The organism is Rhodococcus sp. NPDC004095, assembly GCF_053604015.1.
Genome location: NZ_JBSGGS010000010.1, coordinates 232329 through 245105, shown reverse-complemented (window position 1 = coordinate 245105; position 12777 = coordinate 232329). Strand labels below are relative to the sequence as shown.

Below are 12777 nucleotides of genomic sequence, written 5' to 3'. Positions count from 1 at the left end.
GCCGGTGGTTCACCGGCGGGTGGGTGTCAGACCGCGCGGACGCCGGTCGCCTGCGGGCCCTTGGCGCCCTGGGAGATCTCGAACTCCACGCGCTGGTTCTCCTCGAGGTTCCGGAATCCGGAACCGGTGATCTCGGAGTAGTGCACGAACACGTCCGGGCCCCCGTTGTCCTGCGCGATGAAGCCGAAACCCTTCTCCGCGTTGAACCACTTGACTGTTCCCTGAGTCATGGAAACTCCTTTTCAGGGCTGGTCGGACCGCACCTTGCGGACCGGGCCGGTTTTCAGACGCAACGCGCGTCTCCAGACACTGAACGGGATTTCTCAGGTACCTGAAGGGCTGCACGGCGCCCGCAACACTGTTTCCTTGCGAGCGTGCAGTTGGTACACAAACACACAAAAACTACGGCCGACTGCTTCAACGCACCGGCACCCGTAATGATTCCCCGGTGCGTCTAGCCGACGTCGCGGCGCAGCCAGGTGACCTCGGCGCCCTCGCTGCCACTGCGGTAGGGCTCGAGTTCGGTGTCCCACTCCGAGCCGAGGGCATGCTGCAGTTCGACCGCGAGCGTGTCGGTGCCGCCGTGCTGGGCGATCAGGGACCGCAACCGCATCTCCCCGACGATCACGTCCCCGTTGGCGCTCATCGAGCCCCGCCACAGGCCGAGGCCCGGTGCGTGGCAGTACCGCTCGCCGTCCACGCCCTCGCTGGCCTCCTCGGTGACCTCGAAGCGCAGCATCGGCCAGGCGCGCAGTGCATGGACGAGCCGGGCCGCCGTGCCGACCGGACCCATCCAGTCGGTGCTGGCCCGCAACTGGCCGGGCGAGGCGGGTTGGGAGGTCCATTTCAGGTTGGCTCGGCAGTCGAGGGTTGCGGCGAGGGCCCATTCGATGTGCGGGCACAGCGCCGCGGGCGACGAGTGCACGTGAAGCACACCGTTCGTCGCGTCGACGAACTCATCCCATTCGCGCACAGGGCACCTCCAGCTTCGACGAGGGTCGTCTTCCCCAACGGCCTCTGTCGTCGCGGTCGTGCCACGGCGCGGTAACAGTGTGCCCCCAGTGGCCAGTGGTACGCCAGTTGAAACCAGAATCCGTCGCGGCGGGATCGTTCAGTGCGTGCCGAACTCGGCGACGACGGCGTCGCTCACCGGAGGCCACGCCTCCTTCGCCCAGTCGCCGAAGGCCCGGTCGGACAGTGCCACACAGGCCAGTGAACGTGCCGGATCGACCCACAGGAACGTGCCGGACTGCCCGAAATGACCGTAGGTGGCAGCCGAGTTCGTGGTCCCGGTCCAGTGCGGTGACTTCTCGGCGCGGATCTCGAAACCCAGGCCCCAGTCGTTGGGTCGCTGCATCCCGTAGCCGGGCAGGAGGCCGCGCAGTCCCGGGTACTGGACCGTGGTCGCCTCGGCCAGGGTCGGCACCGACAGGAGCCGCGGCCGCAGCAACTCCAGCGCGAAGCGGGTCAGGTCCGCGGTGGTGGCGCGGGCGCCGTGCCCGGCCGATCCCTCCAGTGCGGTGTCGGTCATACCGAGAGGCTCGAACACCGCCTGGCGCAGGTACTCCGGGAACGCGATCGCCGTCTCGGCCTCGACCAGTTCGGCGAGAACCTCGAACCCGGCGCTCGAGTAGATGCGCTTGGCCCCGGGGGGCGCCTGCACGGTCCGGTCGCCGAACGCGAGACCCGAGGTGTGCGCGAGCAGGTGTCGCACGGTCGCGTCGGGCGGGCCGGCGGGCTGGTCCAATTCGACCGCACCTTCCTCTACCGCGACGAGCACCCCGTAGGCGACGAGCGGCTTGGTCACCGACGCCAACGCGAACACCCGGTCCTGCTCCCCCGCCGTGGCGAGCACCCCGTCCGGGCCGATCGCCGCGGCAGCGGCGTGGTCGACGGGCCAGGTGTCGATCGCGGCGAGACTGTGCATCCCGTCAGCCTACGAGGAGGGGTCCCGGACGCGACGACGCCGGGTCGCCCGCGGTGGGCGGCCCGGCGTCGGGTGGTGCAGCGATGTCAGTGTCGCGGAGAGCTCGGTGTTGCGGGGACGTCAGTGGTCGGCGTCGGTGTACTTGATGACGCCGCGCAGGTTCTTGCCGTCCAGCATGTCCTGGTAGCCGTCGTTGATCTGTTCGAGGCTGTAGGTGTTGGAGATCATGTCCTGCAGGTTCAGCTGACCCGACTTGTACAGGTCGAGGAGCATCGGGATCTCGTGGCGCGGGTTGGCACCACCGAAGACGTTGCCCTTGAGGGTCTTCTGCAGCATCGCGAAGAGGAAGAGGTTCATCTTCACGTCCATGTCGGACATGTTGCCCATCGACGTCACGACACAGGTGCCGGCCTTGGCGGTCAGCGTCAGCGCCGGGTCGACCATAGCGCCGTCCATCTCGCCCATGGTGAGGATGACCTTGTCGCACATCTTGCCCCAGGTCAGTTCCATGACCGGGACGATGGCCTCTTCGAGGCTGGCGTAGGCGTGGGTGGCACCGAACTTGAGGGCCCGCTCGCGCTTGGACGCGACCGGGTCGATGGCGATGACATTGCGCGCACCCGAGACCACCGCGCCCTGCAGCGCGGCCATGCCGACGCCGCCGACACCGACGATCGCGACGGAGTCGCCGGGGCGAACCTGCGCGACGTTGGTCGCCGAGCCCCAACCGGTCGTGACGCCGCAGCCGACGAGCGCGGCAACCTCGAACGGGACGTGCTCGTCGATCTTGACCGCGGAGTACTCGTGCACGGTCATGTACGGCGAGAAGGTGCCGAGGAGCGACATCGGGATGACGTTCTGGCCGCGGGCCTGGATGCGGTACGAACCGTCGGAGATGGACTGGCCGGTCAGCAGACCCATGCCAAGGTCGCAGAGGTTCGAGTGACCCTGCGTACACGGATCACAGGTGCCGCAGGCGGGGATGAAGGACAGGACGACGTGGTCGCCTTCCTTCAGCCGCTTGACGTTCGGGCCGACCTTGGTGACGACGCCGGCGCCCTCGTGCCCGCCGAGCACCGGGAAGGACGGCATCGGCGTGGCGCCGGTGACGAGGTGGTAGTCGGAGTGGCACATACCGGCCGCCTCCATACGGATCTGGACTTCGCCCTCTCGGGGATCACCCAGCTCGATCTCCTCGACCGACCACGGCTCGTTGAGACCCCACAGCAGCGCGCCCTTTGTCTTCATTTCGTTCCGGCCTTTCGTCCACGTCAACTACAGGTGATCGAGGTGACGGTGATCACAAGCGCACACGATAGCCCGAAAATCGGCGTTTTGGAACACGTTCTAGAAGAATTCCGTAACAGGCTCTAACGTAGAGGCGTATCGCCAGGTCGGAAGCGGTTACCGGCCGGTCATGTCAGCGTGTCGACGACGCCTCGCGCGGGTGCTCGAAGACCAGGTACCGAGTCCGTCAGCCGTGCACGTCGTGCAGATGATGGACCGGGTCGTGGAGGAAGTACACCGCCAGGGTCGACCGCGACGTCAGGGCGGGCGAGCACCGCAGGCCAGCGCTCGGCATTGGCACGGACCAGCTCCGGCAACCGACCGAACTCGACCGCGGACGGGTCGAATCCGCAGTCGGGGCAGGGTCGTTCGACGACCCAGGTCCAGTTCTTGGTGTCCGGAGCGATCGCCATGCGCCCACCCTACGCAGGTGTGCATTCACCGCAAGGACGGTCGGCGAACGCCCCGATCGCCGAATACGAGGCGGTACACGGCAGGTGACAGCCGGGGTGTCCGCTCCCCTCGAACGGACACCCCAACTGTCGGTCAGGGGCGGCGAACCGCCCGTGGTCAGAGATCGACGGTGAAGCTGTTCACCACCCGATCGGCGGCGGCGACGTCCGCCTCGCTGTTCGCCTGGACCGCCACCAGCGCGAGATAGCGGCCGCTGTCCGCCTGCGCCGCCACGAAGATGTACTTCGCCTTCTCCGGTCCGCAGTTCTCCCAGGCCTCGAAGCGGCCGGTGTGCAGGGCGTCGCTGTAGTCCATCCGTCCCCGGGACACGCAGCCGGCCGCCGGCAGGTCCTTGCCCGCCATGTTCAGCAGATCCTCCGGCGTGGAGTTCGCGACCGCCTCCTCGGACCCGAGCACCGTGGCGCCGACCGCCCCCCAGCCGTTCTTGTACTGGTCGAGATTCGAGCTGGCCTCCACCCCGAAGTAGGAGTTGCCCTTGTCGTCCACGAACTGTGTTCCGTCGACCTGGGACCACGACTCGGGCACCTGCACACTGACGACACCGGAATCGTCGGTCACCGTGGTGAACCCGGCGGCGGTCGCCTGAGCGGTCGGCGCCCCGGCGCCCCCGACCAGTCCGGAGCTGACCGTGGTGGTCGCCTCCAGCGGGTCGCCGTTGAACTGGCCGCGCAGGTAGGTGTCGGTGGCCGGCCGGTAGACCTCCACGGACAGGGTGGCGTCCTGGCCGTGGGTTTCGACGACGTTGCAGTACTCGGAGAGAGTTCCGTCGGCGCCGAGGGCGACGCCCTCCATATTGGTGAGGAGGTCGCCCGGTTCCACGCCGGCCTTGTCGGCGGACGATCCCGACGCCACCGAGTTGACCCAGATGCCCAGCCCCTCACCGTCGTCGGAGGTCACGGCTTCCCCGTTGATGCCGAGACTGAGCACGTTCTTCCCGTCCCGGAGGTCGTCGACGATCCGGCGCACCTCGTCGCGATGGATCGCGAAGTTGGTGTCGTGCTGCTCGTCGCCCGCATAGTTGACGCCGACGAGGCGACCGTCCGGATCGACGAGTGGTCCACCGGAATTGCCGCTGCGGATCCGGGCGTCGTGCTCGATGACGTGCTCCAGCGACGCCCACGGTGTGTCGGCGGGGGTGTCCGCCTTCGACACGATGCCCTTCGTCATCGTGAATGTCGGATCTCCGAGCGGGTACCCCGCCGCGTACACCTCGTCTGCGGTGGCGACGTCGTCCTCACGAATCCCGATGTACGGCAGGTCGTTTCCGTCGATCTTCACGACGGCCAGGTCGAGGCACTCGGAGGATCCCTTGACCTGGGCGTTGAGCGTCTTGCTCTGGTCGCCGCCCCGCCACACCTTCAGCGTGCCCGCGCCGGTGACCACGTGGTTGTTCGTCAGCGCGTAGCCGTCCGAGGAGATCAGGAAGCCCGATCCGCGTCCGGCCGCCTCGTAGGCACCCTCCTGCGGGGAGACGAAGGTGCCGACCGCCTCGAGTTGGATGGTCGCGGACTGCAGGTCTTCGAACCCGACGCCACCGTCGGCGGCATCGGCGCCGCCCATCGAGAAGGAGAACGAGCAGGAGGACAGCAGCAGCGCGCCGGCCACGAGCCCGGCCGAGGCGCCGACACGCGCTCGGCGTGGGAGTCGGCGGTGGGAAATGTGTTTCATGGTGCTCCTGTGGAGAAAGCGCGGGCGGCGCGGGAAGGTCAGGTGAGCTCGCCCACGGCGGTGACGCAGGGGGTGTCGGTCAGCCTGCCGGGACCGGGTGTCCCGAGGACAGAGTCAGCAGTCCTGATGTCGCGGGAACCATTTCGGCCCACGGGCCGGGACCGGCTCCAGGCCGGACGTTGCGGCGGCTGAATTCGTCACCGGCTCAGCGTTCGCGATCCGGCACGGTGGGGCCATCCCAGGTTTCTGGGGAGTTCCCCGGCCGGGAATCTGGGGGGGGGTGAGGCGCGGCCGACAGCCGACCCCCTGCGGGCACGGTATCGCGGCAACGACGAGCCGCGGGGCCACTTCGGGCAACGAGGCGGCCGGTCGCGACACCGACATCGCACGCGTCGGCCCTCCGGTTCGAGGCAGCAGTGCGTCCGTCGCCTGCCGTGCGGGAAGCAGGCCACGCGCACGGCAAAGGCAGGTATGTCACCAGGTATTTCCACGCATGCCCCCAGGCGCCGCGCGACCGAAGATGTGCTCTGCCGCACATGTTCAAGCTGGTAGGTGAAGCTCCCGGCATCGCTCGCCGTCCAGTCGGACCGCGCGGACCCTTTGCATCAGCTCCAAAGGAAGGTGCCCGCACCGATGAAGAATCATCTGCTCACCTGCAACGACTATGTCACCGCAGTATTCTCCCGCGACTTCGTTACAGAGGGATTCGTGGACGACACCGTCGAGCGCATCCACCGGGGTGAGATCGGCGACTGGATTCACGCCCTGGCTCGGTCGGGTCTGTTCCCCAACTATGTCGTGGCCTATGCCGCGCACGCCTGGCGTCACAACCCGCGTTGCCTGCTGGACGCTCTGCTCGGGGATGCCGACGAAGTGACCGTCAAACGCTACGACGCCGCCTGGGAGGCACTGAACCGAACTGCGCAATTCCGCTCGACCGCCGCCGCCAACGAGTAGTCGTTCACTCACGCGTTCGTACGGTCCCGCTGCAGATCGATCCACCCGGAAGTCTCAATCACTTGTGTGGGGCGGGCGGGGCTCGAACCCGCGACCAATGGATTATGAGTCCACGGCTCTAACCGACTGAGCTACCGCCCCATCCGCCCGCTTGCGGGCGCACCGAATGCTACCGGTGCACCCCCGACGGACCCGCAGCGGGCGGATGTCCAGGTGAGGTGTCGCCCTGTCGACTACGCCATCGCCATCACGAGCAGGACGGCCGATGCGACGACCGCGACCGCGGTGAGCATCGCCAGCACGAACCGCGCCCGCGCCACCCGCTCGTCGGCATCGCGCGGTGCCAGCAGATGTGTGTTGGACAGAGTTCGCGAATTCTGCATCTTCTTCCTCGCCCTTCGTCGACAATGCGAGCGTTCCACCCTCGACACGGCGACAACAGGGGCGAAGGTCCCTGATCGCTCCCGAGGCCGGCATGAGTTGAGTCACGTCCGGCCCCGGGGCGACGCCGCGGACGACGAAGGTCCCCGACCTGCGTACACAGGTCGGGGACCTTTGCCGTTTCCCGTACGCCGCACGGAAACGAAAAAACCCCTCCACATGCGCGAAGCAGATGGAGGGGTTTTCGCGGCTCCCCCGGCTGGACTCGAACCAGCAACCGTTCGATCAGCAGTCCGGCCCGGCAGGCCCATGGAAGCCGGTGGAGAACGACGACCAGCCAGAACAGATCGGTCGGTGCGCCACGACCCGTCACCACCGAAGACGCGCTCGCCTTCGGCTACTACGATCCCAGCGAGGGACAGTCAACCGAGGACGTCAAGTTCGTCAATACGGGATCTGTTCCCCCGCCGGACCAGCTGCTCCCCCCACCGATTGTTCTGCGGCCGCGGCCCATGCGCGAGGGAAGCGTCGTGGCCGTTGATTCAATGCTATTGAAGGACAACGGAATGCGTCGTCAGACTGCATTTCGGGAGTGATCGAGTGAGCTCACCCATACGGTGACACGCGACGCCATCCTCCCCCGACGTCAGGTGGCGCCACCCCGGCCGGTCGCGCCTGTCTTGGCGGCCGGCCTGGGTCACGTCACCAACCCGTTTCGCCCACTGGTCCCGCAGGGGATCTGCCCCGCTGCACGGCGGCCGTCGCACGATCGCACCACACTCGCGGCAGTGGCCGGCGAGGCGCTCATCCGGACCGCACGAGAGGAATGCCTGTACGCTCGTGTGTGTCGGTCGCCCTACGAACTGGAATTGACATATCTCCGGTCTGCGCCGATTGGAACATCACCGGCCGATTCGCGGCCCCAAGGAGAGTCGCAATGACTCGACCGCACATCCCCTCGCATTTCGACATGGGTGCACACGCGCCAACGCCGGGAAACCGGCGACCGTTCGTACACCCGACACGGACGCCCCGGTTGCTGCTCACCCAACGATCGGATCATCCCGCTCCGGTCGATGGAGTCTGGTGCCCATGGACGACGAACCTGAAAAGCGAACTCCACGACCTGGCCACCGCGCTCACACTGCGAATCGGACCGATCTCGCGCGTCACGTTCGACTGGAACGCAGTGAGTTCCAATCAACACCGTGTCGATGATGCAGACGACATCCAGGTGACAGGCCCGCTACCTGACCAACCCGCGAATGTCATGTACGTATTCGGAGAGAACGGAAACCGAATGGTCCTTGTGGTGATCGCCGCCGGCATGACCGCGGAACACGGCTATGACCTGATGCGCGACATCATTCGGAACCAGTAGGTCAGCCACCGAACGAGCGCGGCAGTGACGGGTGCCGAGGGGTGCCACGCGCCACCGGTCGCGCCGATGAGGACACAACCCGGGCCGAGCAGGTGGCGTTTGTGCATGGATTCGGCGCCGGTTCAGAGTAGCCGGCTCCCCGCAGCCCGGAAACGTGTGGGCAACAGCTTTCCTGGCTGTTTCGCAGGCTCGAATTCACACTCACTCACGAGCCGACGAGATGCTCGACGCGGGCGTGGCGCTGCCGTCGCCCACGCCGCGATCAGACCGACCCAAAGGATCCCGGAGATGATGTCCGAACTCACGATCGCGGTGGCCCGACTCAACTATCGGATACTCCGCATTCAGCTGGAGCTCATCGAGCAGCTCGGCGTCCGCCGCATTCACGCCACGGCCCCGGCGAGACTGACATACGAGCGCATCCTCATCAACTGGGACCGCACCGCATCGCGCGTACTCCACGACGAATCGTCCGCTCGCCGAGCCCGCGCACTACACCTCAAAACAGCCCCCGCGCGCATCAGTGTCGCACTCGAACGACGACGAAACGATCAGCGACTGGAAGCACAGACTGAGGTCGAGACAGAGTTCATGCGGCGGCGACGCGAAGCGCTCCGCCACCAGCGTCACGCCGGAGCCTGAATCAAGCCGGAAGCGCAAATCGATACGCGGCGGCGAGGGAAGCGTCAAACCGCACCGGTTTGTCCGGCCAATGGTCCCTGGCCACCCCGGGCGTCAACTACTCGCGCCGCACCACCACTTGCACGCGCCTGCGCGGTAGGTTTCGCTCGAGTCGATTCCAGCGACTCGAGTGCGATTTCATGATGCTCGTCACACCCGCGGCCCGCTGACGCACCTGCAAGGGGGATCCGATCGCAGTGATCTCAGCGTGGCTCGGCCACGCGGATTCGTCCTTCGCCCTGAGGACGCGCGCACCCCCGGGCTGATGCCTTGGCCGTGGCTGCGGCGAGTTTGGGATCGGTTGTGACAATCCGCGACAGGGACGCCGCGAGCTCTTGAAACGGAAAAAGCCCCCCACCCACGCTTCCGCAGGTGAAGGGCTCTCCTGGTTGCTCCCCCGGCTGGACTCGAACCAGCAACCGTCCGATTAACAGTCGGAAGCTCTGCCAATTGAGCTACAGGGGATTACCTTCGGCAGCCGGTGTTTCTCTCTTGGCTGCGGAACAGACTTTAACCCATAGACCCACCCTGGTACCAAATCGCCTGCCCGTGGGCCGGTCAGGCACACTTGGTCAGGCCGTTCGACAGGAGGGAAAGCAGTTCATGATGCGCTTGTTGATCGGGGTCGCGGCGGGATACGTGCTCGGCACGAAGGCCGGCCGCGCCCGCTACGAACAGATCACCCGGACCACGAAGGCGATCATCGAGAGCCCGGCGACGAAGAAGGCGATCGAGGTGGGCAGGCAGAAGCTCTCCGACAGCCTGAACCCGCAGCCGAAGCTCGAGCCTCTCAAGCCGATCGACGAGAACACGCAGATCTACGTGCCCCGCGACCGCCTGTAGGGCGGACCGCGGGCCTCAGAGGTCCTCGGCGTTGTCGCCGACGGCCTGCTCGAGGAGGCTGCGGCGGTACTGCTCGAGCGCGACGAGGTCGCCGAACAGCGACATGTACTCGTCCGGCCGGTCGGCCTGGGACATGCGCTGCAGGCGCGACTTGAGGTCGGCGACCTGCTGACCCACCCAGACCTCCTGCAGGCGCGCGAGGACGCGCGGCACGTAGTCGGGAACGTCGGAGGCCCGGATCGGTTCGACGGCCAGTTCCGTGACCAACGACTGCAACGGGTCGGCGAGCTTGGCGACCGCGTCCATCCACTCGGCGCCGCCGAGACCGGCGGCGGTGCCGCCCGCGTCGGCCATCGCCTGCCGCACGAGCGCGTACGCCGGGTGGGTGAAGGTCTCCGGCGGCAGCGAGTCGAACACGGACCCGGCGATCTCCGGGTGCTGCAGCGCGGCCTTGAGGGCGTCACGCTGCGGCCACAGCGTCGGGTCGCGGGGGTTGGGGCGCGGCGGCCCGGCGGGCGCCGCCGGCGCCTGCGGTTCCTCCCGGAACCTCTTCTCCGGCTCCGCCTTCCCGCGGTGGGACGCGGCACGACGGGACTCGTCCCGGACCCGCCGCACCACCGCGGAGATGTCGTCCCAGCCGATCCAGCCGGCGAGCTGGCGCGCGTAGTCCTCCCGCAGAGCCGTGTCCTTGATCCGCGCCACCACGGGCACCGTCCGCCGCAGCGCCTGCACCCGACCCTCGGCGGTCTCCAGATCATGTTCGGCCAGTAGCGATTTCACGACGAACCGGAACATCGGGACGCGGCGGGCGACGAGGTCGCGGACCGCGGCGTCACCGGACGCCTGCCGCAGCTCGCACGGATCCATCCCGTCCGGTGCGACGGCCACGAAGGACTGTCCGGCCAATTTCTGGTCGCCCTCGAACGCCTTCATCGCCGCGGCCTGTCCCGCCGCGTCCCCGTCGAAGGTGTAGATCACCTCGCCGCGGAAGTAGCTGTCGTCCATCAGGAGCCGACGCAGCATCGCCAGGTGGTCGTCACCGAAGGCGGTGCCACACGCCGCGACCGCGGTCGTGACCCCCGCCAGGTGCATCGCCATCACGTCGGTGTAGCCCTCGACGACGACCGCCTGGTGCCCCTTCGCGATGTCCCGTTTGGCCAGGTCGAGGCCGAACAGCACCTGGGACTTCTTGTACAGCATGGTTTCCGGGGTGTTGATGTACTTGCCCGGCATGGTGTCGTCGTCGAACAGCTTGCGGGCACCGAACCCGATCACGTCGCCGCCCAGGTTGCGGATCGGCCACACGAGGCGGCGCCGGAACCGGTCGATCGGGGTGCCCCGCTTGCCCGGCGTGGCCAGGCCGGCGTCGATGATCTCCTTGGCCTCGAAGCCCTGCGTCAGCAGGTGCTTGGTCAGGGTGTCCCAGCCGTCGGGGGCGTAGCCGCAACCGAACGTCAGCGCCGCCTGACCGTCGAAGTTGCGTTCGGTCAGGTAGTCGCGCGCGGTCTGGGCGTCCGGTTCCCGCAGCCGGGCGGCATAGAACTGCTGCGCGGCCGCGTTCGCCGCGACGAGCCGGGCCCGGGTGCCGCGGTCGCGCTGGACGGACGGCCCGCCGCCCTCGTAGGAGATGGTGTAGTTGATCCGGTCCGCGAGCTGTTCGACCGCCTCGACGAACGAGATGTGCTCGATCTTCTGCAGGAACGAGTAGACATCGCCGCCCTCGCCGCAGCCGAAGCAGTGGAAGGTGCCGTGGTTGGGGCGGGCGTGGAACGAGGGGGACTTCTCGTCGTGGAACGGGCACAGGCCCTTCATCGAGTCGCCGCCGCTGTTCTTCAGCGCGACGTACTCCCCCACGATGTCCTCGATGCGGGTGCGTTCCCGAATGGCCGCGATGTCTCGTTCAGGAATTCGGCCGGCCACGAGCACAGTCTAGGTGCACGTTCCGGGAACCCCGCACGGTGGACGACCTAGGATTCGCGCCATGTCGCCTTCCTCACGCCGGTGGGTGCGCCGCACCGCCATCGGCGTCGCCGTCCTCGTCCCCGTCGCCGCGGTCGCGTTCTTCGCGCTCGCGCCCGGAATCGTCGAGCGAGCGCAGAACAAGACCATCGACACGGCACTGCCGGAGATCGCCCCGCAAACCCGCGAACTGCACGACAGCCTGCAGATCGTGGACATGCACTCGGACACCCTGATGTGGGACCGCGACCTGCTCGAGCGGTCCTCCCGCGGCCACATGGACCTGCCGCGCCTGCAGGACGGCAACGTGGCCCTGCAGGTGTTCTCGTCGGTGTCGAAGTCGCCGAAGGGGCAGAACTACGACTCGAACACCGGCGAGACCGACAACATCACCCTGCTGACCATCGCTCAGCTGCAGCCGCCGCGCACGTGGGGGTCGCTGCTGGAACGCTCGCTGTACCACGCGGAGAAGCTGGAGACGGCGGCCGCGGACTCCGACGGGCGGCTGCGGGTCGTGCGCACCCGGGACGACCTCGAGGCGTTGCTCGCGGATCGGGCGGCAGGCCTGGACGTGACCGGCGCGCTGTTCTCGGTCGAGGGCCTGCAGAACCTCGAGGGGCGAATCGAGAACTTCGACCGGCTCTACGACGCGGGCATGCGGATGGCCGGCTTCACTCACTTCTTCGACAACGAGGTCGCCGGCTCGATGCACGGGGTGGACAAGGACGGGTTGACCGACTTCGGACGGCAGGTGTTCGAGCAGATGGAGCAGCGCGGGGTGATCGTCGACATCGCGCACGCGAGCCACCCGGCGATCGCGGAGATGCTGACGACGGCGACGAAGCCGGTCGTAGCCAGCCACGGTGGCGTCCAGGCCACCTGCGACGTCAACCGCAACCTGACCGACGACGAGATCCGCGGGGTGGCGGCGACCGGCGGCGTCGTCGGCATCGGCTACTGGGACGCCGCGGTGTGCGAGCTGACCCCCGCCGCGGTGGTCGACGCGATCGAGCACGTGATCGCCGTCGGCGGCCTGCAGACCGCCGCGCTGGGCAGTGACTACGACGGTTCCACCACGGTCGCCTGGGACACCGGCGAGATCGCGGTGATCACCCAGGAACTGCGCGATCGCGGGCACAGCGACGACGACATCCGCGCGATCATGGGCGGCAACACGTTGCGGGTGATGGCACAGACGCTGCCCGGTTAGTCGCCTCGC

At 67.5% G+C, this 12777-nt stretch carries 12 protein-coding genes, 2 tRNA genes and 1 pseudogene; 5 read left to right on the top strand and 10 right to left on the bottom strand.

The features are described from left to right. Nucleotides 1–26 precede the first annotated feature (26 nt). From ACWEPG_RS20670 to ACWEPG_RS20645, 6 genes and pseudogenes are all read right to left on the bottom strand, one after another. The gene (locus tag ACWEPG_RS20670) at nt 27–230 is read right to left on the bottom strand and encodes a cold-shock protein (RefSeq protein WP_450112778.1); all 204 of its coding nucleotides are present in this window, start codon (nt 228–230) and stop codon (nt 27–29) included. A 224-nt stretch (nt 231–454) separates the two neighbouring features. After that, entirely contained in the window at nt 455–973 is a 519-nt protein-coding gene (locus ACWEPG_RS20665; RefSeq protein WP_450112777.1) for a DUF3145 domain-containing protein, read from the bottom strand. 138 nt (nt 974–1111) lie between these two features. Then, the gene (locus tag ACWEPG_RS20660; RefSeq protein ID WP_452595165.1) at nt 1112–1927 is read right to left on the bottom strand and encodes a serine hydrolase domain-containing protein; all 816 of its coding nucleotides are present in this window, start codon (nt 1925–1927) and stop codon (nt 1112–1114) included. A 120-nt stretch (nt 1928–2047) separates the two neighbouring features. Further along, nucleotides 2048–3175 carry an NDMA-dependent alcohol dehydrogenase gene (locus tag ACWEPG_RS20655; RefSeq protein WP_450112775.1) on the bottom strand — a complete coding sequence of 376 codons (1128 nt, stop codon included), beginning with the start codon at nt 3173–3175 and terminating at the stop codon, nt 2048–2050. A 281-nt stretch (nt 3176–3456) separates the two neighbouring features. Beyond that, a pseudogene (locus tag ACWEPG_RS20650) lies at nt 3457–3627 on the bottom strand (DinB family protein); the annotation flags it as partial. 157 nt (nt 3628–3784) lie between these two features. Then, nucleotides 3785–5356, bottom strand: a complete 1572-nt coding sequence (locus ACWEPG_RS20645; RefSeq protein WP_452595164.1) for a S1C family serine protease — start codon at nt 5354–5356, stop codon at nt 3785–3787. 633 nt (nt 5357–5989) lie between these two features. Here ACWEPG_RS20645 and ACWEPG_RS20640 point away from each other — a divergent pair. Beyond that, on the top strand, nt 5990–6313 hold the full coding sequence (locus ACWEPG_RS20640) for a hypothetical protein (RefSeq protein WP_450112772.1): 324 nt from the start codon (nt 5990–5992) through the stop codon (nt 6311–6313). A gap of 67 nt (nt 6314–6380) precedes the next feature. Here the strand turns inward: ACWEPG_RS20640 and ACWEPG_RS20635 are convergent. Continuing rightward, nucleotides 6381–6454, bottom strand: a tRNA-Ile gene (locus ACWEPG_RS20635). A 92-nt stretch (nt 6455–6546) separates the two neighbouring features. Continuing rightward, nucleotides 6547–6696, bottom strand: a complete 150-nt coding sequence (locus ACWEPG_RS20630; protein WP_450112771.1) for a hypothetical protein — start codon at nt 6694–6696, stop codon at nt 6547–6549. A 935-nt stretch (nt 6697–7631) separates the two neighbouring features. Here ACWEPG_RS20630 and ACWEPG_RS20625 point away from each other — a divergent pair. After that, nucleotides 7632–8075 (top strand): DUF5994 family protein, encoded by a 444-nt coding sequence (locus tag ACWEPG_RS20625; RefSeq protein ID WP_452595163.1) that lies wholly within the window; start codon nt 7632–7634, stop codon nt 8073–8075. A gap of 288 nt (nt 8076–8363) precedes the next feature. Beyond that, on the top strand, nt 8364–8717 hold the full coding sequence (locus ACWEPG_RS20620) for a hypothetical protein (RefSeq protein WP_450112769.1): 354 nt from the start codon (nt 8364–8366) through the stop codon (nt 8715–8717). 431 nt (nt 8718–9148) lie between these two features. Here ACWEPG_RS20620 and ACWEPG_RS20615 read toward each other — a convergent pair. Further along, a tRNA-Asn gene (locus ACWEPG_RS20615) sits at nt 9149–9221 on the bottom strand. Between the two features lie 138 nt (nt 9222–9359). Between ACWEPG_RS20615 and ACWEPG_RS20610 the strand changes: the two genes are divergently transcribed. Beyond that, complete coding sequence (locus tag ACWEPG_RS20610; protein WP_450112768.1) at nt 9360–9599, top strand: hypothetical protein; 240 nt, start codon at nt 9360–9362, stop codon at nt 9597–9599. Between the two features lie 15 nt (nt 9600–9614). On the opposite strand, the gene dnaG is transcribed toward ACWEPG_RS20610, so the two are convergent. Next, nucleotides 9615–11519, bottom strand: coding sequence for a DNA primase (dnaG, locus tag ACWEPG_RS20605; protein ID WP_450112767.1), 1905 nt, complete (start codon nt 11517–11519; stop codon nt 9615–9617). Between the two features lie 61 nt (nt 11520–11580). On the opposite strand from dnaG, the gene ACWEPG_RS20600 reads away from it, so the two are divergent. Continuing rightward, entirely contained in the window at nt 11581–12768 is a 1188-nt protein-coding gene (locus tag ACWEPG_RS20600) for a dipeptidase (protein ID WP_452595162.1), read from the top strand. The last annotated feature ends 9 nt before the right edge of the window (nt 12769–12777 follow it).